The organism is Curtobacterium pusillum, assembly GCF_007680845.1.
Classification (GTDB): domain Bacteria; phylum Actinomycetota; class Actinomycetes; order Actinomycetales; family Microbacteriaceae; genus Curtobacterium; species Curtobacterium pusillum_B.
The window spans coordinates 40,796-65,112 of sequence record NZ_VEIY01000007.1; the positions used below are offsets into that span (position 1 = coordinate 40,796).

Sequence of the window (24,317 nt, forward strand, 5' to 3'; positions counted from 1 at the left end):
GGACGTGGTCGGGCTTCCTGGGTGGTCAGCCGGATTCGACGGTGCCGACTGCTGAGCTGTAGGTCGCGACCGCTCCGAACCGCGCCCCGATGATCGTGATCGACCACGCGGACCCGTCGGACGACGTCGAGTAGAGGATCCGGGCGCCGTCCGGAACCGCTGCGAGCCCGGTGCCGTCCGGCAGCAGGATCCGTTCGGGACTCGCCATACCGACGGCGAGCGATGACGGGTACGGCCCCGAGCCGAAGGACTGCCGCATGACGAAGGCGAGCGTGCCGGCGCTCTGCACGACGGCCGAGCGCTCCGCTTCGATCGTGGTCGGTACCGGGGGTGCAGTGGCCGCCGTCGGAGCCCGGGGAGTCGGAACCGCGGGTGCCTGCTCCGGAGCCACTGCGACGCCGCTCGACGAGAGCACCGAACCACTCGCCGACCAGCGGTGCTCGATCGGCAGTGACAGTGCCGGGAGGCTGACGTCGACGGCAGTCAATGCAGCTGCGACGAGTGCGTAGGCCATGAGCGCCGTGCCGACGCCACCGAGGATCGCGCCACCTCGACCGAAGGCCCGCGCCGTGGCCGACCCCCACCGTGCACGTTTCACGGTGTGGACCCCGAGCGCGATCGCCGTGATCCCGACCGTCGAGACGATGAACCCGGACGGGACGCCCTCCTGCTGCGGCTCGAGCACGCCGAAGACGACGCTCCCCGCGCCCAGGAGCATGGAGAGCGTCGCGTACGCCCAGGGTCGGGTCGGTTGCGTCGGCCGAGCCGGTGACGGAGCGAGCAGTGTCGGAGGGCGACGACCGCCCCGCCCGCCAGTGCCCGAGGAGTACTCCGGTGGGGACCAATCGCGTGGTCCCGGTCCTGCTAGCGGCATCGACTTCCCCCTCGTGCGTGCGCGATCGCCGACCCAGTCTGGCGAAACCGCAGAATGCGAGCGATCCCCAGAACTGGGTGCGCGCTCGCTTGCTCATCACCCGTAGAGTGATCGCATGACATATCAGCAGCCGCCCAACCAGCCGTACGCTCCCGCACCGGGATACGTCGTACAGCCGGCGGGGAACGGGTTCGCCGTCGCGGCCTTCGTCCTCGGGCTCTTCGGGTTCCTCGTGACGTGGATCCCGTTCCTGATCGGGCTGGTCCTCGGGGGTCTCCCGGACGTCCTCGCCATCGTCTTCGGCATCTGCGGCATCGTTCGGGCGAACCGGGTGCACCGCGGGATGGGGCTCGCCGTGACGGGGCTCGTGCTCGGCGGACTCGCGTTCCTCAGCATCTTCGTCGGCGCCGGAACGGTGTGGTGACGTTCGGATGATCGACTTCGCCAACGGCTCCCTCTTCAAGCTCGCGCACTGCGACCCGGGCGAAGTGCAGCCGCAGATCGCCGCGCTCCTCCTCGAAGGGGAGCAGATCCTCGTCGCCGCCAAGACCATCCGGGACTTCGTGGCCTTCACGGACAAGCGGATCCTCGCCGTGAACGTGCAGGGCCTCACCGGCAAGAAGCGGGACTTCAGCTCGCTGCCGTACAGCAAGATCCAGGCGTTCTCGGTCGAGACCGCCGGGACGTTCGACCTCGATGCCGAGCTCGAACTGTGGTTCAGCGGGCTCGGGAAGGTCCGCTTCGAGTTCAAGGGGCACTTCGACATCACGTACCTCGGGCGACTCATCGCGCACCAAGTGCTCTGACGGTCCTCCACAGGCTGCCTCGGAGTGCTCGTCGTGCACAGCTGGAGGGACGGACACCCGGCGGCGCGGCGCTCGTTCCTACGCTGCGGGCATGGACGTGCAGGAGACGACGATCCGGCAGCTGCTCGAAGGGTCGAAGCAGTACATCGTGCCGCTCTACCAGCGGCCGTACGCGTGGGGAGACCGGCAGCGTACCCGCCTCTGGCGGGACGTCCTCGCACTCGAGGAGACGCGGCGCACCAACCCGCAGGCGACGCACTTCATGGGCTCGCTGGTGTTGTCTTCGGGCCGTGTCGGGCCGACCGGTGTCGAGTTCCTCGTGGTCGACGGCCAACAGCGACTCACGACGCTGTCGATCCTGCTCTGCGCCGTCCGCGACCACCTCCGCGAACACCGCCCCGACGATCCGATGCTCGCGGCGAGCATCCACGAGCAGTTCGTCGCCGACCGGTACAAGAGCGGCGATGCACGGTTGAAGGTCCTGCCATCGCGGGTGGACCGGAAGCCGTACTGCGCCGTGGTCGACGACGCCCCGGTCGATGCCGACGCCAGCGGGGTCAGTGCGGCGTACCGGGACTTCCGGTCTGCGGTCGCCCGGGCGGACGACGCAGCGGATCCGCTGCGGGTCGAGCGCATCCGGGACGCCGTGCTCGGAGGCCTGGCGTTCGTGTCGATCACGGCGAAGGGCGACGACAACGTCTACCGGATCTTCGAGTCGATCAACAACACGGGCGTACAGCTCACCCAGGGCGACCTCATCCGGAACCACGTGTTCATGCGACTCGGGGCGGACGGAGCATCGACCTACGCGTCGTGGTGGCTGCCGATGCAGGACCGTCTGTCGAGCGAGGACCTCGAGCTGCTCTTCTGGCTCGACGCGGTCGTCTCGAACCCCACGGTCCGCCAGTCCGAGATCCACGCCTTCCAGCAGGCTCGTCTCGCCGAACTCGACGAGCAGCAGGTCGTGCAGGCGGTGATGCGGTTCTCCCGGCTCTCCGAACTCCTGGCGCTCATCCGCGACCCGAGCCGCGAGCATGACCCGGCAGTGCGGACAGCGCTCGAGCGGCTCGACGAGTGGGGCTCGACGACGACCGTGCCGATCACGCTGCGGCTCCTCGCACGACGGGCGGCTGGGGTGACGACGAGCGAGACGGTCGCGGCGGCACTGGCCACGGTCGAGTCGTTCCTCGTCCGCCGCGCGTTGGCCGGACGACCGGGCGAGAGCGCCAGCCGTCTGCTCCTGCAGGCGTGCGGTGACCTCGGGGAGCAGACGTCCGCGGACGACGAGGTCGTGCGGACGGCCCTGTCAGCCAGTCGCAAGCACTTCGTCGACGACGACGGTGTGACCGAGGCCGTCCTCACCGAGCCCTTCTACCTTCGGGGTCGCCGTCCGCAGCAGAAGACGATCCTCGGGTGGATCGAGCGCTCGCTCCGCCCGAACGAGGCGACGGCGATCACCTCGGCGACCATCGAGCACGTCCTCCCGCAGCGCCTCACCCCGGAGTGGCGTGAAGCTCTCGCGGTGGACGCCGGCCCGGGGGAGAGCGTCGACCTCGTGCACGAGCGACTCGTCCACACGCTCGGGAACCTGACGCTGACCGGGAGCAACGCCGAGCTCGGCAACCGGCCGTTCGAGCAGAAGCGGGTCGAGTTCGCCGCGAGCGGGTTCCGCCTGAACCAGCAGATCGCGATGCAGCCTCGCTGGGGTCCTGCACAGATTGAGGAGCGCGGCCGACGGCTCGCCGCGCACATCTGCTCGCTGTGGGTCCCGCCGAACGAGTCCGTCCGCCCGAGCAACGTGCACTGGCAGACGCTGCACGACGCGCTAGTCCGGCTCCCGGCGGGGCGGTGGACGTCGTTCGGCGATCTCGCGACACTGGTCGGGACGCACCCGGTGCCCGTGGGGCAGCACCTAGCCGCCGTGTCGGTCCCGAACGCGCACCGGGTGCTGCACTCGCCCGGAACGATCCCGCCGGCTTCGCGGTGGTCGAGTCCCGACGGCCGTGACGTCCGCGGTGTGCTCGTCGACGAAGGCGTCGTCTTCGATCCGGTGACCGGGCGGGCAGCGCAGGGCCAGCGGGTGCGAGCAGCAGCGCTCGCCCACGCCCTCGGCATCGCGCTCCCGGGGAAAGCTGCACCGTGAACCGCTGCGCGAACCCGCCGAAGCCCGAAGCCCGACCCCCCCCGCTCAACTCGAAGCGATCACCGCCGTCGTCGCCGCCGCCGTGCTCGCCGCGACCGCCCCCATGATCGCCGCCGTCTGGATGTCCTCGAGCACCGCCTTGACCGCCGGGCTCGCCCAACTCCCCGAGATGATGTCCCGGACGAGCCCTCTATCGACCTTCCCGAACTGCTTCCGGAGCGTGCCCGTCGCGTCGAGCAGCCCGATGACCGCGGCAGCGAACGGCGTCGGGGCGGCCCGCTGCTCCAGGACGTCGGCGATCCCGGCACGCAGCAGCGTCTCCGGGCCGCCGTCCTGCTCCGGGTACTTCATGGTGGGGAAGATGCCGAGGGCGCGGCCTTGCTCGACCTGCAGTACGCCATCGGCGATGAGCCCGGCGAACACGTCATCGCGCAATGGACGCTTGGCGAGCCGGGTGATCCACCACTTCGCCTTGCGCGGTGTGCCGGCCGCGGCGATCGTGCCGACGACCCCGTCGAGCACCGGGTCCCCGGTCGCTGCGCCGTTCACGACGGTGACGAGCCCGGACCGCAACGAGACGGTCCCGCGGAGCGCGAGGTCGGCGAGAACAGCGCCCGCGAGCCCGGCGTCGAGCGTCTGGACGTCGGTGGACTTCCGCCCGTCGGCCTCGACCTGGAGGAGCGCGAACGCCTGCGGGACGGTGAGTTGACCAGCCATGTCCGCAGCCTGCCACGCGCGGTGGAGACCCTGGTCAGCAGTTCTGGAGGATCCGCGCCATGGCATCGTGCTCGGCGGGAGCGACCCAGAGCCGGTACCTGGTCTTCACCGCGACCTGGTGCTCGATGTACTCGCACCGGAAGCTCGTGTCGGCGGGCAGCCACGTCGCGGCGTCTCCGGAGCGCTTCTGCGCGTTCGAGTGCCCGTCGACGGCGAAGAGGTTCTCCGGGTCGTTCGCCAACGCCTCGCGCTGGGCCTGCGTGAGCTGCTGCGCCCCGGTCCGCCAGGCGTTCTCGAGCGCGACGACGTGGTCGATCTGCACGAGCGTCGAGGTCGTGTTGCCGCGTACGAAGTCGATCGTCGCGCCGGTGTACGGCGACACGAGGACGCCCGTGAGGACCTTGCACGGGCCCTGCTTCACCACGGCCGTCAGGTCCCGCGCCAACACGTCGTTCCGGGTGTCGCACCCGTTCCGGTCGACGTCGAGCCAGGCGGTCCCGAAGTCGCCGACGCGGTCGTACCCGGTGGCGGGCGCCTTCCCCTTGACGGGCAGCGCTGCGAGCTGCGCCCGCGCGGTCACCGCGGCGTCGCTCCCAAGGGCTGTCGGACTGGAGGCGCGGCTCGGCTCCGGCGATGCCGGTCCAGTCGTGCTCGTGGTCGCCCCTGACCCGGTGCTCGACCCGGACGCACCAGGGGCGGCATCCGCCTGGGACGGGAAGACCCCGGCGGCGTGCAGCACGTACCCGCCGACGGCGAGTGCCAGGACGACGAGGACGGACGTGAGCGATGTGCGGGTGCGGCGTCGACGGGACGTCATGCGGTGGTGGAACTCCTGGTGGTGCGGGGGTGGGCACCGTCGATCATGGCGGAGGCCACGGACATCGCCGGTAGCCTCGCCCGGGTGAGCACCGCACTCCTCGTCATGGACTACCAGAACAGCATCGTCGAGCGACTCGGCACCGAGGAGGGCCTCGCAGCGGCGACGGCCGCGGTCTCGGCAGCACGCGAGCGCGGGATCCCGGTCCTGTTCATCCGCGTCGCCTTCCGTCCCGGGGCTCCCGAGGCCGCTCGCACGAACAAGATGTTCGGCGGCATGCGGGAACGCATCGGTTCCCAGGCGCCCGACGCGACGGACATCCACCCGGCGTTCGGCCTCGGCCCCGACGACGTCGTCGTGACGAAGCTCCGGGTGAGCGCGTTCGCGGGCTCCGACCTCGAGGTCCTGCTCCGCGGGCTCGAGGTCCGCGACCTCGTCCTCGCGGGCATCGCGACGAGCGGGGTCGTCCTCTCGACCCTGCGGCAGGCGGCGGACCTCGACTTCGGCCTCACCGTGCTGTCCGATGCATGCGTGGACGGCGACGGCGAAGTGCACCGTGTCCTCACCGAGAAGGTGTTCCCGCGCCAGGCCGACGTCGTGACCACCGCCGAGTGGACCGCTTCGCTCTGAATCGCTCCACCGGCACGGGGTAGACAAGTCTGCATGACCGATTACGCGAATCCGTCCGTGTCCGTCACCGGTGGGTCGATGCCGCTCCTCGGCTTCGGCACCTGGCAGATCCCCGACGGCGAGGCGCCGGCCGCCGTCGGCGAAGCCCTCGCAGCCGGCTACCGCCACATCGACACCGCCACCGGCTACAGCAACCAGCGCGGGGTGGGGAAGGCCATCGCCGACTCCGGGCTCGCTCGCGACGATCTGTTCGTGACCACGAAGCTCCCGCCGGACAACGCCGACCGTGTGCGCCAGACGATCGAGGAGAGCCTCGACCAGCTGGGCCTCGACCACCTCGACCTCTGGCTCGTGCACTGGCCGCCGAACGGCGAGGCGCGTCCGGACGTGTGGGAGCAGGTCGTCCAGGCGCAGGCCGACGGGCTCACCCGCGCCGTCGGCGTGAGCAACTACTCGCTCGCGCAGATCGACGAGATCACGCAGGCGACGGGGACGGCTCCGGCCGTGAACCAGATCAAGTGGAGCCCGGTCGAGTACGACGCCGCGATCGCGAGCGGGCTGTCCGAGCGCGGGGTCGTCCTCGAGGGCTACAGCCCCTTCAAGGCGAGCAACCTGCAGGACCCGACGCTGCTCGAGATCGCCGAGGCGCACGACGCCGACAGCGCCCAGGTCATCGTGGCGTGGCACGTGGCGCACGAGTTCGTGGTCATCCCGAAGTCGTCGAACCCGGAGCGCATCCGGTCGAACGCGGCGGGAGCACGCATCGAGCTGACGAGCGACGAGGTCGCGAGGATCGACGCCCTCGGCCACTGACCTCAGCAAGCCCAGCACGACCGGACGGCCGGCGCATTCACTCCAGCAGCGAGCGGATGTCGTCGGCCGTCAGGTCGTCGGCGAACAGGGCGTCGTCGTCGATCATGGTGGCGAACAGCTCGGCCTTCTTCGCCGCGAGTGCGAGGACCTTCTCCTCGATGGTGTCCTCCACGATGAACCGCTGCACGTTGACCGACCGGGTCTGCCCGATGCGGTGCGTGCGGTCGACCGCCTGGTTCTCGGCGGCGGGGTTCCACCACGGGTCGAGCACGAACACCGTGTCGGCTTCGGTCAGGGTGAGCCCGAACCCGCCGGCCTTCAGCGAGATGAGGAACGCGGGCGCGGTGCCGTTCCGGAAGCGGTCGATGACCTCAGGTCGGCGCCTCGTCGAACCGTCGAGGTACTCGTAGGCGATGCCGCGGTCGTCGAGGGCCGCGCTCACCATGCGGAGGAACGACGTGAACTGGCTGAACACCAGGGCACGACGGCCCTCGGCGGCGAGTTGCTCGAGCTCGTCGAGCAGCAGATCGAGCTTCGCCGACGGCACACCGTCGGCGGATGCCGACGCGACACCGTCGGCGGACGCCGACGTGGCCGGGACCAACGCCGGCGACAACGCGAGCATCCGGAGCAGCGTCAGCGACCGGAACACGATCATCCGGTTCCGGGCGAGGTCGTCGATGAGGTCGAGCACCTTCAACCGTTCCCGGTTCAGGGTCCGTTCGTAGAGCGCCCGGTGCGCGGGGTCGAGCGTCACCCGGACCACCTGCTCCTGCTTCGGCGGGAGGTCGGCGGCGACGCTCTCCTTCGTCCGCCGGAGCATGAGCGGCCGGATCCGACGACGGAGCCGCGCGGTCAACTCCACCCGGGCGGCACCGCGGAGGTCCGGCGACGCGAGCGGCTTCACGAAGTCGTCCCCGAAGCGTGACCACGACGACAGCAGCCCGGGCGCGACGATGTGGAACAGCGCCCACAGGTCGGTCAGCCCGTTCTCGAGCGGTGTGCCCGTGATCGCGAACTTCACCGGCGCGCGCAGGTCGACGGCAGCGCGGTGCGTCTGCGACTGCGGGTTCTTCACGAACTGCGCCTCGTCGAGCACGAGGGCCGCCCACGGCAGGTCGGTGTACGCGGGGGCGTCGAGGCGGAGCAGCGCGTACGAGGTGACCACGACGTCGGCGGCAGCAGCCGTGCGTGCGACGAGTCCGGGGTCCTTGAGGGAGGTCGACCCGATCGTGGCGACCCGGAGCGACGGCGTGAACTTCGCCGCCTCGGCCGCCCAGTTGCCGACGACCGACGTCGGCGCCACGACGAGGAACGGCGGCGCATCCGGCGACGACTCCCGCGCTGACGCGATCGTGGTCAGCACCTGCAGGGTCTTGCCGAGCCCCATGTCGTCGGCGAGCACCCCGCCGATGCCGTGCGACAGCAGGAACGACAGCCACGCGTACCCGGCGTGCTGGTACGGCCGGAGCTCCGCGTGCACCGACGCCGGCACCGCCACCGTGTCGGGCGGTGTCGCGCCGAGCAGCCCGGAGACGATCGACTGCCAGCGCTCGTCGTGCGAGGTCTCGTCGGCGATCTGGTCGAACTCCGACCAGATGCCGGCCTGCAGCGGCGTCACGGTCATCGGCTGGTCGGGTTCCCACTCGTCGAGGTCACGGGCTTCCTCGATGAGCTCCTTCAGCCGGTCGAACGCCGGGTCGGCGAGGGACAGGTACGAGTTGTCGATGAGCTTCATCCGCCGGTCGCGCTTCGCGAGCGCCCGGAGCAGCGGCGTGAACGGCACCTGCTTCCCGTTCACCGTCACGAAGATGCCGAGGTCGAACCAGTCGTGCTTCTCCGACGGCATCGTCGTGACGCGGATGTGCGGCCGCCCGGTGAGGCGCTCGTAGTCGACGCGCTCACCCTGCACGACGGTCCGCAGGCCGAGCGCGGGCAGTTCTGGCAGCAGCTCGTTCGCGAACACGGCGACGTCGGCGCCGTCGATGGTGCCGTCCTCGAACCAGTCCAGTCCACCCCCGGGGCTGGGAGGCGCGGCTCGGCTCGCGTCGTCGTCCGCAGCGCGCAGGCCGGAGAGGTCCGGCAGGGGGCCGTGCAGCGCGACCGGGTCCTTCCGCCCGTCGACGTGCCACCGCCACTGCAGGTGCACCCGGTCGTCCGTCCGCGGTGCCCGCGCAGGCTCGAACGTCGCCGTCAGCACGAGCTCGGGCGGCGTGCGCTCCGGCAGCTCGATCGAGCCGTCCGAGCTGACGAGCCCGAGCGCACCGCGGAGCCGGGGGGACCAGTCGGCGAGGAACTCCTCGACCTCGGGCTCCGGCACGGTGATCCGAGAGCCCTCGACGAGCATGCGGCGCTGGTCTTCGGGGACGGGCGCCGGCGTCGGGGCGAAGGCCACGTGGAACTCGGGGGACTCGCGGAAGGCGTAGACCCCGTGGTCGCCGATCATCCGCGCCGTGCCGTCCGCGACGGGTCGGCCGTCGAGCACCGCGCTCGCGCCGATCACCAGCGCGCCGTCGTGCCGTCCGGCATCGAGGAGCACCCGGGCTTCCGCGCCGAGGACTGCGCCGCCCTCGCGCTTCCCGGTGACGAACGCGATCCCCAGCCCCGGGGCCTGCCCGAGCAGCGGCCACAGCAGCGGACTGCCGAAGTCGTCGAGGTGGATCCAGTCGGCCTCGCCCGGGAGCCCCGCGAGCTGGCCCGCGCGGTGGAGCGCCGCGAACTGCAGGAACCAGCCGTGCTGCTCGGGGGAGAGCCCGAGGCGGTTCAGGGAGTACGGCAGCGTCCCCCACGTCAGCGGCCCGCGCACCCAGTTGCCGGCGTCGCTGCGGGTGACCGGGCGGACCCCGAGCCGGACCGACCGCGAGGCCGTGGGCAGCGCACGACCGGCGGCACGCGCGCGCGACGCGAGTCGGGCGCTCACGGCGTCACGCAACTCGAACTGCAGACCCATGGGGGTGCCCTGCGGGGTGACCGCCTGCTCGTCGTCGCCGGCGAGGCGGGCGAGGTCGTGCCTCCAGTCCGCGACCGGCGGAGCCGTCGTCTCCGGACGCGGGCCCGCTGTGGAGGCGAGCGCGCGGGCGTTGACGGTGAGGAGCGCGGCGGCGACGTGCTTGCAGTCGCCGCCGAGGGGGCAGGAGCACGTGCTGCGGACCGGACGGACGAACTCGCCGCGGGCGGGCGTGGTCTCGACGCGGAGCTCGTACGGGTCGTCCGCGGAACCGGACACCGTCGCGGTGACCGTGCCGTCGTCGTCGTGCCACGTGGCGTCGTCGACCAGGCCGGCGCGGACGAGGTCACGCGCGCGGCCGAAGGTCTGCGGCCCGACGAAGCGGATGACGTCGACGGCGTCGATCATCGGGGCGGCTGGCACGGGTCAACTCTGCCAGGTGCCACCGACCTCCGCGGCCCGGCGCCCGAGCCATACTGGACCGGTGACGACACTGCGAGGAGAACTGCGTTCGACGGCGACCACCGAGTCCGAGGGCAGCGGCGACGACATCGAATCGGCGCGGACCACGGCGGTCGAAGCCCTCGACCTGCACGGGTTCGAACTGCAGCAGGTGAACGCCGTCACGAGCAAGGCGACCGGGGAGACCACCGTGCGCGCCGTCGCCCGGTCGACCGAGACGAAGCCGCACGAGGCGACCGGCCGGACCTACGAGGAAGCGCTCCAGGCCTTCCGGGCGTCCATCCCCGAGGGGTGGCAGGCGCAGAACGTACGCGAGGTGCGGGAGTAGCCCCGTCCCGTTCTGGGGGAGCGCGCACGGGCTCGCAGCGTGCAGGATCGAGGCATGCTGCAGTCACTCGTCTACATGAGCTCGGCCACGGCGCCGTTCGACGACGACGCCCTCGAGGCGGTGCTCGCGCACGCGCGGGAACGGAACACCGAGGACGGGCTGACCGGGCTCCTGCTCCACCGCGACGGCCGCTTCATGCAGTTGCTCGAGGGCCCGTACGACGCCGTGCTGTCCACGTACCAGCGGATCCTCGCGGATGACCGGCACGACAGCGTCCGCCTGCTCGCGGAGGAGTCCATCCACACGCGGCGGTTCCCGGAGTGGTCGATGGCGTTCGACCGCGACGCCTCCGTCGGCGACGACGTGCCGGACGGGTTCAGCGACTTCCTCGAGTCGGGGGACCGGAGCGCGGACCGCAGCCGTTCGCGGGAGCTCCTGCGGTGGTTCCGGAACCACCCGATGGCCGACCCGACGGCGGCGAAGGGGAAGCACCGCCGGGAGGCCTAGCCGACATCGCGTCGTACCCGCGTCGAACGGTCGCGCGGTGCGGTGCGGGTCGTCGGTTCAGTTCCAGATGGCGATCCAGTCGACGGACACCTGCCCGGACGCGTCCTTCGGGACGGCGGAGTGGTCGGTCCACGTCTCGCCTTGCAGGGTGACGCGCATCGGCGTCGTCGGGACGGCCGTCGTGGTGGTCGAGACGAGCTCGCCGTCCCAGTAGAACCGGACGATCCCGTGGTCCCACTCGGTCGTGGCGACGTGGTACGCGGTGGTGTCGGTCTTCGCGTAGACCTGGGCCGAGCGGTCGTACCGCATCCTGCCGTTCGCGTACGTCCCGGGGATCGCGGAGGCGGGGCGCGGCCTGCCGCCGAGCGTGAGCGTCTCGGGCCAGTCGATCTCGCCGTCGTTCCACTGGTCGGAGGACGGCCACAGCATGCCGACGAACTTGTACCCGTCGGCGACGGTGGTCTTGTACCGGATGCTGACGCGTGCGGTGGTGTGCGGGGCGTACCCGTCGGGCATGACCGTGGCGACGAGCGGCTGGCCGTCCTCGGTGTGGAGGTCGAAGTCGAGGTTGCCGTCGGCGACGGACAGCACCTTGCTGGGGGCGTACATGCCGAGTCCGCTGGTGTCCTTGAAGCCGTCGTAGAAGCCCATGCCGGGGTAGACGGACGCAACCGTGCCGAGCGCGGCGGGCTTCGTGAAGTCCTCGGTGAACGACTGCCGCCACGTCCGGCCGTTCGACACGACGTCGCCGACCGGGAGCGCCGCTGCCTCCGCGTCCGGAGTCGGCGTCGGTGTCGGCGTCACGATCGGAGTCGGCGTGAGCGTCGGCGTCGGAGTCGGGGTGGCCGTGTCGGCATCGCCGGGCGCGCCCCGCGTCGCCGTACTGGTCGGTGGGGTGGTCGCATCCGGGATCGCGGTGGACGCAGCACAACCAGCGAGCGTGCCAGCGACGACGAGGGCGGTGACGGCGGCGATCGCTCCGGTGCTGCGTGTGCGAATCGTCACGGTGTTTCCCTGGTGGAGTCGGCGAACCTCCTGGTGATGCTAGTCACGGAGGACCCGTCCACCTCGTGCCCGCGGCCCCCCAGTCCGAGGGTGGCGCCGGTGGACTAACGGGTCGTGGTCGTCTCGGATCCCGCCAGCTTGCTGTGCTTGCGGGAGTACCCGAAGTACACGCCGAGACCGATCGCGAACCACACCGCGAAGCGCACCCACGTCTCCCACTGCAGGAACGTCACGAGCCACAGCGACGCGATCACGCCGATGATCGGGATGACCGGCATGAACGGCAGGCGGAACTGCCGGTCGAGGTCGGGCTGCCGGTAGCGCAGCACGATCACCGCGGAGCAGACCACCACGAACGCGAGCAGGATCCCGATGTTCGTCAGCTCTGCGACGACGCCGATCGGCAGGACGCCCGCGAGGACCGCGGACGCGATCCCGAGGATCCAGGTGACCCGGGTCGGGACGTGGCGCTTCGGGTCGGTCTTCGCGAACCACTTCGGCATGAGGCCGTCGCGGCTCATCGAGAACCAGACGCGGCTCGCGCCGAGCATGAACGTCACGAGGACCGTGACGATGCCGACGATGGCACCGATCGCGATGACGTTCGCGACCCCGCCGAGACCGACGGACGCGAACGCCGACGAGAAGCCCGAGGCCGGGTCGATGTCGGTGTACTTCTGCATCCCGGTCAGGACCAGGGTCGCGAGCACGTAGAGGACCATCGAGATGCCGAGCGAGAGCAGGATCGCCTTCGGCATGTGCTTGCGGGCGTCGGTGGACTCCTCGGCGGCGGTGGACATCGCGTCGTACCCGAACACGGCGAAGAACACCGTCGCGGCGCCGGTCATCACGCCACCGAACCCGAACGGGAAGTACGGCGAGTAGTTCGCGCTGTTGATGTGGAACACGCCGAGCACGACGATGAGCACGACAAGGGTGACCTTGATGCCGACGGCGACGAACTCGAACCGGGCGGCGCTGCGGATCCCGCGGGTGAGGACGAACGCGGTGAGCAGGCAGAGGATGATCGCGAAGACGTCGATCACGTGGCCGTCGCCGGTGCCGGGGGCGCCGAGCATCCACGCGGGCAGGTCGATGCCGAACTGGCCGACGAGGAACCCGACGTAGCCGGAGATCCCGATCGCGACCACCGCCACGATCGCGGTGTACTCGAGGAGCAGGTCCCAGCCGATGAACCACCCGACGATCTCCCCGAGCACGGCGTAGCCGTACGTGTAGGCGCTGCCGGCCTTGGGGATGAGGCCCGCGAACTCGGCGTACGACAGGGCGGCGGCGGCGCTGGCGACTCCGGCGACGAGGAAGCTGATGAGGACCGCGGGACCGGCGACGCCGTGGGCGACGGTGCCCGCGAGGGTGAAGATGCCGGCGCCGATGATCCCGCCGATACCGATCGCGGTGAGCTGCCAGAGACCGAGGTGCCGTTTCAGGCCGTCCTCGGCACCGGTCTCGTCGTCGATCGTGTCGATCGGCTTCCGTCGGAACAGGGTTCGCGTCGTCGTCGTCACGCGCCCACTCTGCACCCTGACGGGAGGCGCTGCCCGGCGGACGCGACCGACCACCGGGCGGGAGGCGCGGGCGCCGTCGGCCGGCGGACGCGACCGACCACGGGGCTGGAGGCGCCGGGCGGGCCGGCACCGGGCCTCCAGGCAGGATCGCGAGGTAGACGGGGAGCATGCGCCGACCGAACCGAACCGAACCCGCCCCCGGCCAGGAGTCCGTGTGGGACTACCCGCGGCCGCCCGCCGTCGAACCGGTGGCCGAGCGGGTGGTGGTGCGGCTCGGCGGGGTGGTGATCGCGGACACGACGGATGCGGTGCGGGTGCTGGAGACCTCGCACCCGCCGGTGTACTACCTGCCGATGGCGGACCTCGACATCGTGCCGGCCGAGGGCTCGAGCATGTGCGAGTTCAAGGGGCGCGCGCGGTACTTCGACGTCGTGGGCGGCGGGGTCGTCGCGGCCCGCGCGGCCTGGAACTACCCGACGCCGGAGCCCGGCTACGAGGTGCTGCGGGACCGGGTGGCGATCTACCCGTCGGCGATGGACTCGTGCGAGGTCGGCGGCGAGGTGGTGCAGGCGCAGGAGGGGGACTTCTACGGCGGCTGGATCACGTCCCGCGTGGTCGGCCCGTTCAAGGGCGGGGCGGGCACGCTCGGGTGGTGAGGTGCGCCGGCGGCGGGGCGGGCGCCCCGGGGCACCGCACTGCGCTGCGCCGGCCGCGCTGCTCCGCTCCGCTCCGCGCTAGCGGTAGGCGTAGGGCGACCAGAACGGCGGTGGGAACGCCCCGCCGGTCACGATCACGAGCAGCTGCCAGCCGAGCATCACCAGCCCGAGCCCCCCGAGCACGATCCCGATCCACGACCACACCCGCACCCCGTGCTGCCCCCGGCGCGCGATCACGATGGCCCGCCACCCGCTCGCGACGCACACGAGCCCGAAGACGGCTCCGAGGACGAGGTGCCGACCCATCGACGCGGCCGGCACGATGATCCCCATGTAGAACGCGACCGGGCCGAGCACCACGGCGACGGTCGCGGGGACAGCGGGCGGCTCGTGGTCCCGGCGAGCTGCTCCCATGTGTCCGAATCTAGCGAGCGGTGCGGCCGCTGTCCGACGCGAGCGAGCACGATGGGGTCATGCGTTCCTTCCTCCGGGTCCTCCTCGGGCTCGCCCTCGTCTTCGCCGGCACGAGCCACCTCACGTTCGCCCGGCAGGACTTCCGCGCGCAGGTCCCCGAGTTCGTCCCCCTCGACGAGGACACGACCGTGCTGGCCTCCGGCGTGGCGGAGATCGGGCTCGGGAGCGCCCTGGTCCTCGCACCCCGTCGCCTCCGGCGCCTGGTCGGGGCGGTCGCGGCGCTGTTCTTCGTCGCCGTTTTCCCCGGGAACCTGTCGCAGTGGGTGAACCGCCGCGACGCCTTCGGCCTCGACTCGGACGAGAAGCGCATCGGTCGGCTCTTCGGGCAGCCCCTCCTCATCGCCGCGTCGCTGTGGTCCACCCGAGGGCGGCGGGGCTGATGGACGCCCCGGTCGTCGCGGATCCGCTCGGGTCCGGTCCGGCGGCCTTCGGACGGGAGGCGCGACACCCCCTGGCAGGTGGCCGTCGCGTCGCCGACGTGGTCGCGACCATCGCGTTGCTGGTCGTGTTGGCCGCGGAGTCGGTCGTCGCCGGGGGCGGCATCGCGTTCCTGTCGCTGGCGTTCAGCTCGTGCGGTGCGCCGGGGAACTCGTGCGACGAGGCCTTCGGCGGGACGGTGGTGTACGCGGGGCCGGTGCTCGTCGCGCTCGTGCTCGTCGCGACGCTGGTGGTGTGCGTGCTGCGGCTCGTGCGGCGGCGGTTGTCGTGGCCGTTCGCGCTGGTGGGGATCGCAGCCGTGGTGGCGGTGTTCTTCGGGGCGATCCTGCTGGTGGACAGCGCGATCACGCACGGGATCTGACGTTCCTCCACAGGGCGGTGCTGGTGGCGCGTCGTCCACAGATCGGGGGCGGGGCGGGTGTCGGCGGGTGGCGTTCGGCGACGCTGGGGTCATGCCTGACACCGACATGCTCGACCGCCTCATCCGCACCCCCGTCCGCACCGACGACGACGTGGTGGACCTCGTGACCGCGCTCCTCGAACGACCCGTGACCCGGCAGTGCTGGGTCCTGTTCCTCGATCGACGGGCGGTCCCGGTGCCGTTCGTCATGCCGATCTCCGACCTCCCGTGGCAGCCGGACGAGCACGTCGAGGACTTCGCGGCGCTCGTGGCGGACGTCGTCGGGCACGTGTCCGCGGCCGAGGTCGTGCTCGTGTGGGAACGCCCGGGGGAGTCCCGGCTGTTCCCGGTCGACTGGGAGTGGGTGGACGCCTGCGCGTGCGCGTTCGCGGAGCACCACGTGCGGATCCGGGCGCAGGTCGCCGTGCACACCGGGGGTGTGGCGACGGTGTCCTTGGACGAGGTCGACGGGGTCGACGGGGTCGACGGGGTCGACGGGGACGGCGGCCGTCGCTGCGACTGTTGCCCTACGGACGACGACGACGGCTGCGGCGGTGCGCTCGCGCTCGCGTCGTGAGCCGGAGGTCAGCTCTGCGCCACCGTGTCCGGGACGCTCTCGCCGGTCAATCCCTCGACGACGGCCTTCGCCTCCGGCCAGAACTTGGCGTAGTGGTCGGGGTCCGAGTTGATCTGGACGGCGTGGGCCACCTGCGTCGGGCTCATGGTCTGCCAGCCGGGGACCTTGACGAGCTTCGCGTAGAACATGGACGCCGCTGTGTACGGGTCCATGCGCTGCGCGTACGTGCCCCAGGCGCCGTTGTCCCGCTGCTGGAAGAGCCCGCGGCTGTCCGGGCCGGCGGCGTCCCCGTGGTCGAGGTTGACGAGGCTGGACTCGCCGATCGCGGTCATCACCCCGACGGCCTGGGTGTGCGGTCCGATGCCGAGCGCCTGTGCGGCCCGGATCACGGCGGCGGCGTTCACCAGACGGTCCTGGCAGAAGCCGGCGATCGGACCCGCGGGAACGACGATGCCGCCGATCGTCTTCGTCGCCACGTCCGGGCAGGTCGGGGTGGCGTTGGCGGTGACGGACTTCGCGGCGCCCGTCAGGGAGTTCACCGCGATGACGACCACCACGATGACGCCGATGCCGATAGCGACGACGCCAGCACCGAACACCGACGCGAGCGTGATGCCGACGCGGCGCATGGCGGGTCCTTCCGGGCGGGGCGGGTCAGGCGGAGCACGAAGAGGCTACGTGCGCCGCCTGGGAACCGCACCCGCCCGATCGGGGGTGTCGCGGCCCGGTTCAGACGTCCCGGTGCTCGTGGTCGTGCTGCCGCTGCACTTGTGTCGGCTCGGTGACCAGGCCCGTCGGAGCCTTCTCGGCCTGCTTCCGGCCGTGCGTGAACCACGTGACGATCCAGAGCAGGACGCCGAGCGCCAGCAGCGCACCGGCGATCTGGTACTGCTGCGGGTCGCGTCCGGAGGAGAACGGCAGCACGAGCCAGAGGCACGTCACGACCCCGATGACCGGCACGATGACCCCGGCGCGGAAGTGCCGGTGGTCGACCTTGTCCCGGCGCAGGACGAGCACGGCGGCGTTGACGACCGTGAACACCGAGAGCAGCAGGAGCGATGTGGTGCCACCGAGGACCACCACGATCGGGGAGTCGGGGTCGAGCGACACCCACCCGATCAGTGCGAGCGAGATGAGCGTGGTGAAGACGATCGCGGTCGAGGGGGTGCGGCGGGTCGGCGAGACGCGGGCGAGGAACCCGGGCAGGACGCCCTGCTTGCTCATGCCGTAGAGCAGTCGCGACGCCATCATCATGTTGATCAGGGCCGTGTTGGCGACGGCGAACATCGAGATGAACGGCAGCAGGTCGGCGATCGGGAAGTCCGGCGCCGCAGTCTGCACGACCGTGACGAGCGGCGTCTCGTTGCCGGCGAGCTCACCGATCGGGACCACCGCGACGGCGCAGATCGACACGAGCACGTAGATCACGGCGGTGATGCCGAGGCCGGTGAGCATGACCTTCGGGAAGATCCTCGACGGATCCTTGGTCTCCTCGGCCATGTTCACCGAGTCCTCGAAGCCGACCATCGCGAAGAACGCGAGCGAGGTCGCGGTCGACACCGAGAGCAGGAGCGTCTTGTCCTCCGGGGTGTCGAACATCACCACGCGGGAGAAGTCCGCGTTGCCCCCGGCGATCGCCCAGAACCCGATGAGGATCACCATCACGAGCCCGGACAGCTCGACGAGCGTGAGCACGACGTTCGTCTTCACGCTCTCGCTGACGCCCCGGAAGTTGATCGCCATCACGGCGAGCATGAAGCCCATCGCGATGAGCATCACGACGCCGTTCGGCAGCTCCAGTCCGAAGCCCGCGCCGAGGTTCGCCGCGAAGGCCCGGGACGCCGTCGACGCCGACGTGATGCCCGAGCACATGACGATGAACGTCACGATGAAGGTGACGAAGTGGATGCCGAAGGCCTTGTGGACGTAGAGCGCCGCCCCCGCGGTCTGCGGGTACTTCGTGACGAGCTCGAGGTACGAGAACGCGGTGAGCAGGGCGACGGCGAACGCGATGAGGAACGGGAGCCACGCCGCTCCGCCGACCTCGGCCGCGACCTGGCCCGTGAGTGCGTAGACGCCCGTGCCGAGGATGTCCCCGACGATGAACAGCAGCAGCAGTTTCGGACCGATGACGCGCCGGAGTTCGGTCTGCTCCTGCGGCGGGCGCTCAGTGTTGGTGGTGGCCATGCGTCAGCCTCTTCCGGGGGACACCATCCTGTCCGCTTTCACAGGAAGCTCCCCGCTGATCGCAACACGGTCGTGTCCTCCTCGACACGCTGACCCCGGACGTCCTCGGGGTCGGACCGCTACGCTCCGAGCCATGTACGACGAGTCGACCACGACCGAAGAACCCGTCGAGTTCGCGGACTTCAACGCGAAGCTGCTCGTGCTCGACGTCCTCTGCTACGACCTCGACGTCCTCGAGCCCTACGCCGGCGACGACGAGGACGAGACCGACGAGGACCTCGACGTCGAGGGGCAGGACGACCGGGCCCGCGAGTACTACGACGACCTCGAGCTCCTGCCGTCCCAGTTGTCCCTCGTGACCGAACTCACCGTCGACACCGACCTCGAGGTCCTGCAGGACGTCCACCCCGGGTGGGAAGGGTCCGACGACCGCTACGACCCGCAGAACTGGGACGACGTGCTCGACCTGCCGGCCCTGACCACCGTGTACGCCGCCGCACCACTGCCGGCGCACGTCGCCGAGCGTCTCGCCGCCAAGGGCGTCGAGGTCCGCTCCGCCTGACCCCGCCGGTCGCTCGGCGGCCCGGCCCCCGCGCTAGTGGTCGAGCGCCAGCAACTGCTCGGTGAACTGCCGCGCACCGCCCTGCGCCGGGTGCCGCACCGCCACCGCGTCGATGCCCGCGAGCGCGAGCGCCCCCTGCGCCTTCCGCCCCACCGCGACGACCCGCACCGCAGCCGCACCGCCGAGGGCGTCCAGCAGCGCGAGCGCGACGGGCGCCCCGTCCCGCACCTCGGCCGGTCGCGGCGTCCGGTTCGTCAGCCGGTCCGGAGCGGCGAACGGGTGGTGCGGGAAGATCGCCCACGCCAGCGGCAGCGCCCCCTGCCAGGACTCGAGCGCTGCCTGCACGACCCGGGAGGACGCCTCCCACGGCGCGGTCGGAGCGGGCGGTACGAGGTACTCCCGCCCGAGCTCCCGCATGCTCGTGAACGGCACGCCCGTGTTCGTCATGCCGCGCCAGCCAGGGGCCTCGGCGACGAGCAGCGTGTCCGCGCCCTCACCGACGAGCGACAGGTACCGCGACAGGTTCGATCGTCGCAGCCGACCCTCCTCGGACTCGACGTCGTACAGCGCCTCGGCGTCGTCGGCCACGGGCACCGCGTCGAGCGCCCCCCAGAACCCGTCGAAGCGCCCGGTCCCGCTCACGAGCGTCCGAGCACCCGTCGGTACACGCCCTCGAGACCGGCGGCCGAGCGCTCCCAGCTGAGGCGCTCGGCGTGCTCCCGCCCGGCAGCCGCGAGCGAAGCCGAGTACGCCGCATCGGTCAGGATCCGTTCGATCTCCGCCGCCCAGACGCCCGGGTCGCGGGACTCGAGCACGACGCCGGTCTCGCCGTCGACCACGGCCTCCCGCAGGCCACCGGCAGCGGCGGCGACGACGGGCACCCCGGAAGCGGAGCCCTCCAGCGCCACGAGCCCGTACGTCTCGGAGTGCGACGGGACCAGCACGGCTGCCGCGCCGCGGAACAGGAACGCCAGGTCGGCCCGCGACTGCGGACCGACGAACGTCACGCGGTCGGCGATCCCACGCTCGGCGGCGAGCCGACGCAGTTCGTCCACGTAGTCGCCCGCTTCGCTCGAGGCGTCCCCGGCGATGACGAGGGTGGGTCGCGCCTCCTGGCTGATGCCGGCGATCGCCTCGATCGCGAGGTCCAGGCCCTTCAGCGGCTGGACCCGCGCCGCTGCGACGACGTACCGGACGTCCGCACGGCGCGCGCCGGCGGCCGCGGGACGGAAGACGGACCCGTCGACCCCCGGCGGGACGATCCAGATCCGCGCGGCGTCCCCGCCGAGCCGCGTCCGGACGGTGTCCGCCTCGGCCGATGACACGACGACCACCGCGTCGGACTCGCGGGCGAGCAATGCTTCGCCGGCCATGCGACCCGCGGACTCCGGGCGCTCGCCCTCGGACAGCGGGGTGTCGCTGTCGGCCGCGATCGAGTGGAAGGACTGCACGTGCGGGATGCCGCGCTCGCGGGCGACGGGCAGTGCGGCAGCGCCCGAGAACCAGTGGTGCGAGTGCAGGACGTCGAACGCGCCGAGCTCGGCCAGCTCGTGGCGGAACGGCTCGATGAAGGCGTCGTGCTCGCCCTTCGGCACCGTCTCGGCAGGCCCGGCGGACAGGAACCGCAGGCACACGCCGGGTACGAGTGACACCGAGTCGGGCTGGGTCGGGGACGAGCGGCGCGTGATGATGTCGACGTGGTGGCCGCGGTCGGCGAGCGCCTCGGCCTGGTGGCGGACGACGACGTTCATGCCGCCGACCTCGCCCGAACCCGGTTCGTCGCCGGGGGAGGTGTGCAGCGACACCAGCCCGATGTGCAGGGGTTCGGTGGTGGTCGTCACCGGTCAAGACTAGCCGCGGGGGCGCCGCTGGGACGGGCGCGCCGGGGCCACGATGACGGGCCGTCCGCCCGCCTCGTCCAGCGGGTCGGACGGGAGGCTCGGGTCGGCTCCCAGGATCTGCACGCGGTCGTCGCCGTGCCGCTCCCAGAACGCGGCCGTCCAGGCGCACAGGGCACCGTCGAGCAGGTCCTCCCGGTGCTTGTGCGTCGGCCCGTGCAGCACGGAGGCATCGGCGAGCCCGGCGGTGAGCGGGTGCGTGTCGAGGAGCAGCGGCGGGTCGAGCGGCGTCGTCCGGAGCCGGTCGACCAGGTCGTCGAACGCCTCCGCCCGCCGGGCACGGCCCGTCGCCGGTGGCAGCTTCAGGTCGAGTCGCTTGTACCGGGGCCGCTCGACGTCGTAGCCGAGCTCCTCGACGCCCACGAGCGTCGTGTACGGGTAGCACTCGAACACGGTCGGACCGGTGCGCTCTCGCATCGTGGCCGTGCTGTCGGCGTACCCGACGCCGAGCGCGGTCAGGCGCTCGAGCAGGCGGGCGCCGGCGCTCGCCGCCGAGGCGAGGTTGGTCGGGTTCGCCGCGACCTTCCACCGGCCGTAGCGCTGACCGACCTGCCGTTCGGCTTCGCGGATCCCGGTCGGGTTCGTCACGACGAGGGAGGCGTCGACGGCGATCAGGGAGCGCTCGCCGAGGTGCGCTGCGATCCAGGCCGTCACGGCGTCGACTCCGCGGGCCCATCCCGCGTCGGTGATCGTGCCGTCCTCGGCCATCGCCACGAGGCCGGTCTCGTTCGCGGGCTTCCGGTCGGTGCCGAGTCCCCACGCCAGGTCGACTCCGAGGTACGCGCTCACCGGCCCATCGTCTCGCACGGCGGCCGGGCCGGCACGCCGTGGGCGCTCCGTGGGCCGATCCGCCGAGCGGGCGGAACACGCCGCGGGCGTTCCGTGGGCCGATCCGCGAGCGGGCAGAACACGCCGCGGACGTTCCGTGCGCCGATCCGCCGAGCGGGCAGGACACGCCGCGGGCGCTCCGCCGAGCGGGCGGAACCGGCCGCCGCGGTGCGGCGAGCGTGACGTACTTCGCCCGCTCGGGGAGCGGGCGCCCCGCCAGCCGAGCGGGCAGAACACGCCGTAGGTGGACTGCCGAGCGGGCGGAACCGGCCGCCGGGGTGCGGCGAGCGGGACGTACTTCGCCCGCTCGGGGAGCGGGCGGGACCGGGCGGGCCCGGGCGGGCTCGGGCGGCGCCGTGTACGGTCCGCTGCATGGCGAGCGACGCGACGACGCTGACGGTGCCCGGTCCGGACGGCGACCGGGAGGTCCGGATCAGCAGCCCCTCCCGCGTGCTCTGGCCGGAGGCCGGGATCACGAAGCTCGACCTCGCGGAGTACCTCGTCGCCGTCGGCGCCGCGTTCGTCCGGGCGAACGGCGACCGACCGATCTCGCTGCAGCGGTTCCCGGGCGGCGTGGACGGCGAGCAGTTCTTCTCGAAGAACCCGCCGAAGGGCGCACCGGACTACGTCCGCTCCGTCACGGTGACGTACCCGAGCGCACGGTCGCACCCGCAGCTCGTCATCGACGAGCCGGCGGTCGCGGTGTGGGCGGCGCAGATGAACACCGTCGTGTTCCACCCGTGGGCGTCCCGCGCCGAGGACTCCGACCACCCCGACCAGCTCCGCATCGACCTCGACCCGCAGCCGGGCACCGACTTCCGCGACACCGTCCCGATCGCCCACGAGCTGCGGAAGGTCCTCGCCGAGGCCGGGCTGACGGCGTGGATCAAGACGAGCGGCAACCGCGGCCTGCACGTGTTCGCGCCGATCCGGCCGGAGCACGAGTTCCTCGACGTCCGGCACGCGGTGATCGCCGCCGCTCGGGAACTCGAGCGGCGGATGCCGGACCGGGTGACGACGGCGTGGTGGAAGGAGGAGCGCGGGCAGCGCGTCTTCGTGGACTTCAACCAGGCGAACCGGGACCGGACGATGGCGGGTGCCTACAGTCCCCGAGCGCTGGCCCACGCGAGCGTCTCCACCCCGATCGGCTGGGACGAGCTGGACGCGACGGACCCGAAGGCCTTCACCGTGCGGACGGTACCCGAGCGGCTGGTGACGACCGGCGACCCGTGGGAGGACATGCACGCCGAACCGGCGAGCATCGCACCGCTGCTGGAGTGGTGGGAGCGTGACTTGGCCGACGGCGAGGGCGAGCTGCCCTTCCCGCCGGACTTCCCGAAGATGCCGGGCGAGCCGCCGCGTGTGCAGCCGTCCCGCGCGAAGAAGGCCTAGGGGTCAGGCGACGCCGGACTCGTCGCCGAGGAGCTTCGGCTGGAGGACCCGGGTGGTCTGGGTCGGCAGGGCCACACTCGCGGTGTGCAGGCGCGTCAGACGCGACCAGGTCGCGCGGTGAGCGTCGCTGATGCCGTCGATGATCATGTCCCGCTCCCGTCAGTCGTCGCGGTTCGTCCGCGCCCCGAAACTACTAGGCAGCCTAACTAATCCGGACCAGGAGCGTCAATCGGACAGCAGGACATCCCGCAGGTCGTAGGCCGACGGCACCTCGAGCTGCTCGAACCCGCAGGACGAGGCGTCCCGGTCCGGACGCCACCGCTCGAACTGGACGGTGTGCCGGAACCGGTCGCCTTCCATCTGGTCGTACCGGACCTCGAGCACCAGGGACGGCTCCAGCCGGACGAACGACGTGTCGCGCCCCGACGAGAACCGGGACCGTTCGCCTTCGCCGGTGACCGCAGCGCCGTCGTCATCGCGGACGACCACGGGCTCGAGCTCGTCGATCAGCTGCGCCCGACGCTTGTCCGAGAACGCCGAGACGCCGCCGACCTGCCGGAGCTCCCCGTCGTCGCCGTACAGGCCGACGAGCAACGACCCGACCCCGGTCCCGCTCTTGTGCACCCGGTAGCCGATCGCGACGACGTCGGCGGTGCGGTGGTGCTTCACCTTGAGCATCGAGCGCTTGTTCGGTTCGTACGGCTTCGCCCGAGGCTTCGCCACGACGCCGTCGAGCCCGGCGCCCTCGAACGTCGTGAGCCATTCGCGCGCGAGGTCGACGTCGAGCGTGGTGCGGGTGACGAACAGCGGGTCGACGAGGTCGGCGGAAAGTGCCTCGAGCCGCTCCCGGCGCTCGTCGAACGGCCGGTCGAGCAGCTCCGCGCCGTCGACGGCGAGCAGGTCGAACGCGACGAACTGCGCCGGCGTCTCGACGCTGAGCTTCGCGATCCTCGACGCGGCGGGGTGGATCCGCTGCGACAGGGCTTCCCAGTCGAGCCGCTCGGCACCGGGCTCCCCGGAGCGCAGGACCACTTCGCCGTCGAGCACCACCGGGTGGTCCCGGCCGCCGAACTGCGCACGGAACGCCTCGACCAGCTCCGGGAAGTACCGGGTGAGCGGCTTCGCGCCGCGGCTGCCGATCTCGACGTCGTCGCCGTCGATGGTGACGATGCCGCGGAAGCCGTCCCACTTCGGCTCGTACCGCAGGCCCCCGCGGACGCTGTCGGGTTCGGGGACAGTGGCGACGGCCTTCGCGAGCATCGGTGCGATCTCCATGCGCCCTGTCTACACGGCCAGGAGGCGCGGCTCGGCAGATCGCGCCGCCCCTGTG

27 protein-coding genes are annotated in these 24,317 nt (G+C 71.6%); 13 read left to right on the forward strand and 14 right to left on the reverse strand.

Annotation, left to right across the window (positions count from 1 at the left end; genetic code table 11):
• Positions 1-25: 25 nt before the first annotated feature.
• Positions 26-718, reverse strand: coding sequence for a hypothetical protein (locus tag FS825_RS14575; RefSeq protein WP_144714276.1), 693 nt, complete (start codon positions 716-718; stop codon positions 26-28).
• 271 nt (positions 719-989) lie between these two features.
• Between FS825_RS14575 and FS825_RS14580 the strand changes: the two genes are divergently transcribed.
• The 3 genes from FS825_RS14580 to FS825_RS14590 all read left to right on the forward strand — a co-directional run bounded on the left by FS825_RS14580 (position 990) and on the right by FS825_RS14590 (position 3,823).
• On the forward strand, positions 990-1,298 hold the full coding sequence (locus FS825_RS14580; RefSeq protein ID WP_144714279.1) for a hypothetical protein: 309 nt from the start codon (positions 990-992) through the stop codon (positions 1,296-1,298).
• A 7-nt stretch (positions 1,299-1,305) separates the two neighbouring features.
• Entirely contained in the window at positions 1,306-1,680 is a 375-nt protein-coding gene (locus FS825_RS14585; protein ID WP_144714281.1) for a PH domain-containing protein, read from the forward strand.
• Between the two features lie 91 nt (positions 1,681-1,771).
• Positions 1,772-3,823, forward strand: a complete 2,052-nt coding sequence (locus FS825_RS14590) for a DUF262 domain-containing protein (protein WP_186377264.1) — start codon at positions 1,772-1,774, stop codon at positions 3,821-3,823.
• Between the two features lie 45 nt (positions 3,824-3,868).
• On the opposite strand, the gene FS825_RS14595 is transcribed toward FS825_RS14590, so the two are convergent.
• Complete coding sequence (locus tag FS825_RS14595; protein ID WP_186377265.1) at positions 3,869-4,540, reverse strand: GOLPH3/VPS74 family protein; 672 nt, start codon at positions 4,538-4,540, stop codon at positions 3,869-3,871.
• Positions 4,541-4,574: 34 nt separating this feature from the next.
• On the reverse strand, positions 4,575-5,357 hold the full coding sequence (locus tag FS825_RS14600) for an HNH endonuclease family protein (RefSeq protein ID WP_144714287.1): 783 nt from the start codon (positions 5,355-5,357) through the stop codon (positions 4,575-4,577).
• 84 nt (positions 5,358-5,441) lie between these two features.
• Here FS825_RS14600 and FS825_RS14605 point away from each other — a divergent pair, with 84 nt between their 5' ends.
• Together FS825_RS14605 and FS825_RS14610 are read left to right on the forward strand one after the other, a co-directional pair.
• Positions 5,442-5,987 carry a cysteine hydrolase family protein gene (locus tag FS825_RS14605; RefSeq protein WP_144714289.1) on the forward strand — a complete coding sequence of 182 codons (546 nt, stop codon included), beginning with the start codon at positions 5,442-5,444 and terminating at the stop codon, positions 5,985-5,987.
• A gap of 33 nt (positions 5,988-6,020) precedes the next feature.
• Positions 6,021-6,800, forward strand: a complete 780-nt coding sequence (locus FS825_RS14610) for an aldo/keto reductase (protein WP_144714291.1) — start codon at positions 6,021-6,023, stop codon at positions 6,798-6,800.
• Positions 6,801-6,837: 37 nt separating this feature from the next.
• Here FS825_RS14610 and FS825_RS14615 read toward each other — a convergent pair whose 3' ends face one another.
• On the reverse strand, positions 6,838-10,170 hold the full coding sequence (locus tag FS825_RS14615; protein WP_144714293.1) for a DEAD/DEAH box helicase: 3,333 nt from the start codon (positions 10,168-10,170) through the stop codon (positions 6,838-6,840).
• A 61-nt stretch (positions 10,171-10,231) separates the two neighbouring features.
• Between FS825_RS14615 and FS825_RS14620 the strand changes: the two genes are divergently transcribed.
• Entirely contained in the window at positions 10,232-10,537 is a 306-nt protein-coding gene (locus FS825_RS14620) for a hypothetical protein (protein ID WP_144714295.1), read from the forward strand.
• 54 nt (positions 10,538-10,591) lie between these two features.
• A complete protein-coding gene (locus FS825_RS14625) occupies positions 10,592-11,044 on the forward strand; it encodes a BLUF domain-containing protein (RefSeq protein ID WP_144714297.1) in 453 nt (150 codons plus the stop codon).
• A 57-nt stretch (positions 11,045-11,101) separates the two neighbouring features.
• Here FS825_RS14625 and FS825_RS14630 read toward each other — a convergent pair whose 3' ends face one another.
• Both FS825_RS14630 and FS825_RS14640 read right to left on the reverse strand, forming a co-directional pair.
• On the reverse strand, positions 11,102-12,049 hold the full coding sequence (locus FS825_RS14630) for a family 16 glycosylhydrolase (protein WP_186377266.1): 948 nt from the start codon (positions 12,047-12,049) through the stop codon (positions 11,102-11,104).
• A gap of 104 nt (positions 12,050-12,153) precedes the next feature.
• The gene (locus tag FS825_RS14640; protein WP_144714303.1) at positions 12,154-13,575 is read right to left on the reverse strand and encodes an amino acid permease; all 1,422 of its coding nucleotides are present in this window, start codon (positions 13,573-13,575) and stop codon (positions 12,154-12,156) included.
• 167 nt (positions 13,576-13,742) lie between these two features.
• Between FS825_RS14640 and FS825_RS14645 the strand changes: the two genes are divergently transcribed.
• A complete protein-coding gene (locus FS825_RS14645; RefSeq protein WP_144714305.1) occupies positions 13,743-14,231 on the forward strand; it encodes a DUF427 domain-containing protein in 489 nt (162 codons plus the stop codon).
• A 78-nt stretch (positions 14,232-14,309) separates the two neighbouring features.
• Here FS825_RS14645 and FS825_RS14650 read toward each other — a convergent pair whose 3' ends face one another.
• On the reverse strand, positions 14,310-14,645 hold the full coding sequence (locus tag FS825_RS14650) for a hypothetical protein (RefSeq protein ID WP_144714307.1): 336 nt from the start codon (positions 14,643-14,645) through the stop codon (positions 14,310-14,312).
• Between the two features lie 59 nt (positions 14,646-14,704).
• Between FS825_RS14650 and FS825_RS14655 the strand changes: the two genes are divergently transcribed.
• The 3 genes from FS825_RS14655 (at position 14,705) to FS825_RS14665 (ending at position 16,120) form a co-directional block, all read left to right on the forward strand.
• Positions 14,705-15,085: a DoxX family protein gene (locus tag FS825_RS14655; protein WP_144714309.1), complete on the forward strand. Its 381-nt coding sequence runs from the start codon at positions 14,705-14,707 to the stop codon at positions 15,083-15,085.
• Complete coding sequence (locus tag FS825_RS14660; RefSeq protein WP_144714310.1) at positions 15,085-15,504, forward strand: DUF6264 family protein; 420 nt, start codon at positions 15,085-15,087, stop codon at positions 15,502-15,504. The genes FS825_RS14655 and FS825_RS14660 overlap by 1 nt, the downstream gene beginning before the upstream one ends.
• A gap of 91 nt (positions 15,505-15,595) precedes the next feature.
• Positions 15,596-16,120: a hypothetical protein gene (locus FS825_RS14665; protein ID WP_144714312.1), complete on the forward strand. Its 525-nt coding sequence runs from the start codon at positions 15,596-15,598 to the stop codon at positions 16,118-16,120.
• A gap of 8 nt (positions 16,121-16,128) precedes the next feature.
• Here the strand turns inward: FS825_RS14665 and FS825_RS14670 are convergent, their stop codons facing one another.
• Positions 16,129-16,749, reverse strand: a complete 621-nt coding sequence (locus FS825_RS14670) for a hypothetical protein (RefSeq protein WP_144714314.1) — start codon at positions 16,747-16,749, stop codon at positions 16,129-16,131.
• A gap of 100 nt (positions 16,750-16,849) precedes the next feature.
• Positions 16,850-18,307 carry an APC family permease gene (locus FS825_RS14675; protein ID WP_144714316.1) on the reverse strand — a complete coding sequence of 486 codons (1,458 nt, stop codon included), beginning with the start codon at positions 18,305-18,307 and terminating at the stop codon, positions 16,850-16,852.
• 133 nt (positions 18,308-18,440) lie between these two features.
• Between FS825_RS14675 and FS825_RS14680 the strand changes: the two genes are divergently transcribed.
• Positions 18,441-18,869, forward strand: coding sequence for a DUF6892 domain-containing protein (locus tag FS825_RS14680; RefSeq protein WP_144714318.1), 429 nt, complete (start codon positions 18,441-18,443; stop codon positions 18,867-18,869).
• Positions 18,870-18,902: 33 nt separating this feature from the next.
• Here the strand turns inward: FS825_RS14680 and FS825_RS14685 are convergent, their stop codons facing one another.
• The 3 genes from FS825_RS14685 to FS825_RS14695 are packed head-to-tail and all read right to left on the reverse strand — an operon-like array spanning position 18,903 to position 21,556.
• A complete protein-coding gene (locus tag FS825_RS14685; protein ID WP_144714320.1) occupies positions 18,903-19,511 on the reverse strand; it encodes a uracil-DNA glycosylase family protein in 609 nt (202 codons plus the stop codon).
• On the reverse strand, positions 19,508-20,710 hold the full coding sequence (locus FS825_RS14690) for a glycosyltransferase (protein ID WP_144714322.1): 1,203 nt from the start codon (positions 20,708-20,710) through the stop codon (positions 19,508-19,510). The genes FS825_RS14685 and FS825_RS14690 overlap by 4 nt, the downstream gene beginning before the upstream one ends.
• 9 nt (positions 20,711-20,719) lie before the next feature.
• Positions 20,720-21,556 (reverse strand): DUF429 domain-containing protein, encoded by an 837-nt coding sequence (locus FS825_RS14695; protein ID WP_144714324.1) that lies wholly within the window; start codon positions 21,554-21,556, stop codon positions 20,720-20,722.
• Positions 21,557-21,967: 411 nt separating this feature from the next.
• Here FS825_RS14695 and ligD point away from each other — a divergent pair, with 411 nt between their 5' ends.
• A complete protein-coding gene (gene ligD, locus FS825_RS14700; protein WP_144714326.1) occupies positions 21,968-22,987 on the forward strand; it encodes a non-homologous end-joining DNA ligase in 1,020 nt (339 codons plus the stop codon).
• 3 nt (positions 22,988-22,990) lie between these two features.
• Here the strand turns inward: ligD and FS825_RS18725 are convergent, their stop codons facing one another.
• Complete coding sequence (locus FS825_RS18725; protein WP_186377267.1) at positions 22,991-23,134, reverse strand: hypothetical protein; 144 nt, start codon at positions 23,132-23,134, stop codon at positions 22,991-22,993.
• Positions 23,135-23,212: 78 nt separating this feature from the next.
• Entirely contained in the window at positions 23,213-24,262 is a 1,050-nt protein-coding gene (locus FS825_RS14705) for an ATP-dependent DNA ligase (RefSeq protein ID WP_144714328.1), read from the reverse strand.
• Positions 24,263-24,317: the final 55 nt, after the last annotated feature.

Bases quoted from the DNA above. Each gene is read 5' to 3' on its own strand.
- FS825_RS14575 (WP_144714276.1), bottom strand. From the start codon at position 718: ATGCTCCTGGGCGCGGGGAGCGTCGTCTTCGGCGTGCTCGAGCCGCAG.
- FS825_RS14580 (WP_144714279.1), top strand. From the start codon at position 990: ATGACATATCAGCAGCCGCCCAACCAGCCGTACGCTCCCGCACCGGGA.
- FS825_RS14585 (WP_144714281.1), top strand. From the start codon at position 1,306: ATGATCGACTTCGCCAACGGCTCCCTCTTCAAGCTCGCGCACTGCGAC.
- FS825_RS14590 (WP_186377264.1), top strand. From the start codon at position 1,772: ATGGACGTGCAGGAGACGACGATCCGGCAGCTGCTCGAAGGGTCGAAG.
- FS825_RS14595 (WP_186377265.1), bottom strand. From the start codon at position 4,540: ATGGCTGGTCAACTCACCGTCCCGCAGGCGTTCGCGCTCCTCCAGGTC.
- FS825_RS14600 (WP_144714287.1), bottom strand. From the start codon at position 5,357: ATGACGTCCCGTCGACGCCGCACCCGCACATCGCTCACGTCCGTCCTC.
- FS825_RS14610 (WP_144714291.1), top strand. From the start codon at position 6,021: ATGACCGATTACGCGAATCCGTCCGTGTCCGTCACCGGTGGGTCGATG.
- FS825_RS14625 (WP_144714297.1), top strand. From the start codon at position 10,592: ATGCTGCAGTCACTCGTCTACATGAGCTCGGCCACGGCGCCGTTCGAC.
- FS825_RS14645 (WP_144714305.1), top strand. From the start codon at position 13,743: ATGCGCCGACCGAACCGAACCGAACCCGCCCCCGGCCAGGAGTCCGTG.
- FS825_RS14650 (WP_144714307.1), bottom strand. From the start codon at position 14,645: ATGGGAGCAGCTCGCCGGGACCACGAGCCGCCCGCTGTCCCCGCGACC.
- FS825_RS14655 (WP_144714309.1), top strand. From the start codon at position 14,705: ATGCGTTCCTTCCTCCGGGTCCTCCTCGGGCTCGCCCTCGTCTTCGCC.
- FS825_RS14660 (WP_144714310.1), top strand. From the start codon at position 15,085: ATGGACGCCCCGGTCGTCGCGGATCCGCTCGGGTCCGGTCCGGCGGCC.
- FS825_RS14665 (WP_144714312.1), top strand. From the start codon at position 15,596: ATGCCTGACACCGACATGCTCGACCGCCTCATCCGCACCCCCGTCCGC.
- FS825_RS14670 (WP_144714314.1), bottom strand. From the start codon at position 16,749: ATGCGCCGCGTCGGCATCACGCTCGCGTCGGTGTTCGGTGCTGGCGTC.
- FS825_RS14675 (WP_144714316.1), bottom strand. From the start codon at position 18,307: ATGGCCACCACCAACACTGAGCGCCCGCCGCAGGAGCAGACCGAACTC.
- FS825_RS14680 (WP_144714318.1), top strand. From the start codon at position 18,441: ATGTACGACGAGTCGACCACGACCGAAGAACCCGTCGAGTTCGCGGAC.
- ligD (WP_144714326.1), top strand. From the start codon at position 21,968: ATGGCGAGCGACGCGACGACGCTGACGGTGCCCGGTCCGGACGGCGAC.
- FS825_RS18725 (WP_186377267.1), bottom strand. From the start codon at position 23,134: ATGATCATCGACGGCATCAGCGACGCTCACCGCGCGACCTGGTCGCGT.
- FS825_RS14705 (WP_144714328.1), bottom strand. From the start codon at position 24,262: ATGGAGATCGCACCGATGCTCGCGAAGGCCGTCGCCACTGTCCCCGAA.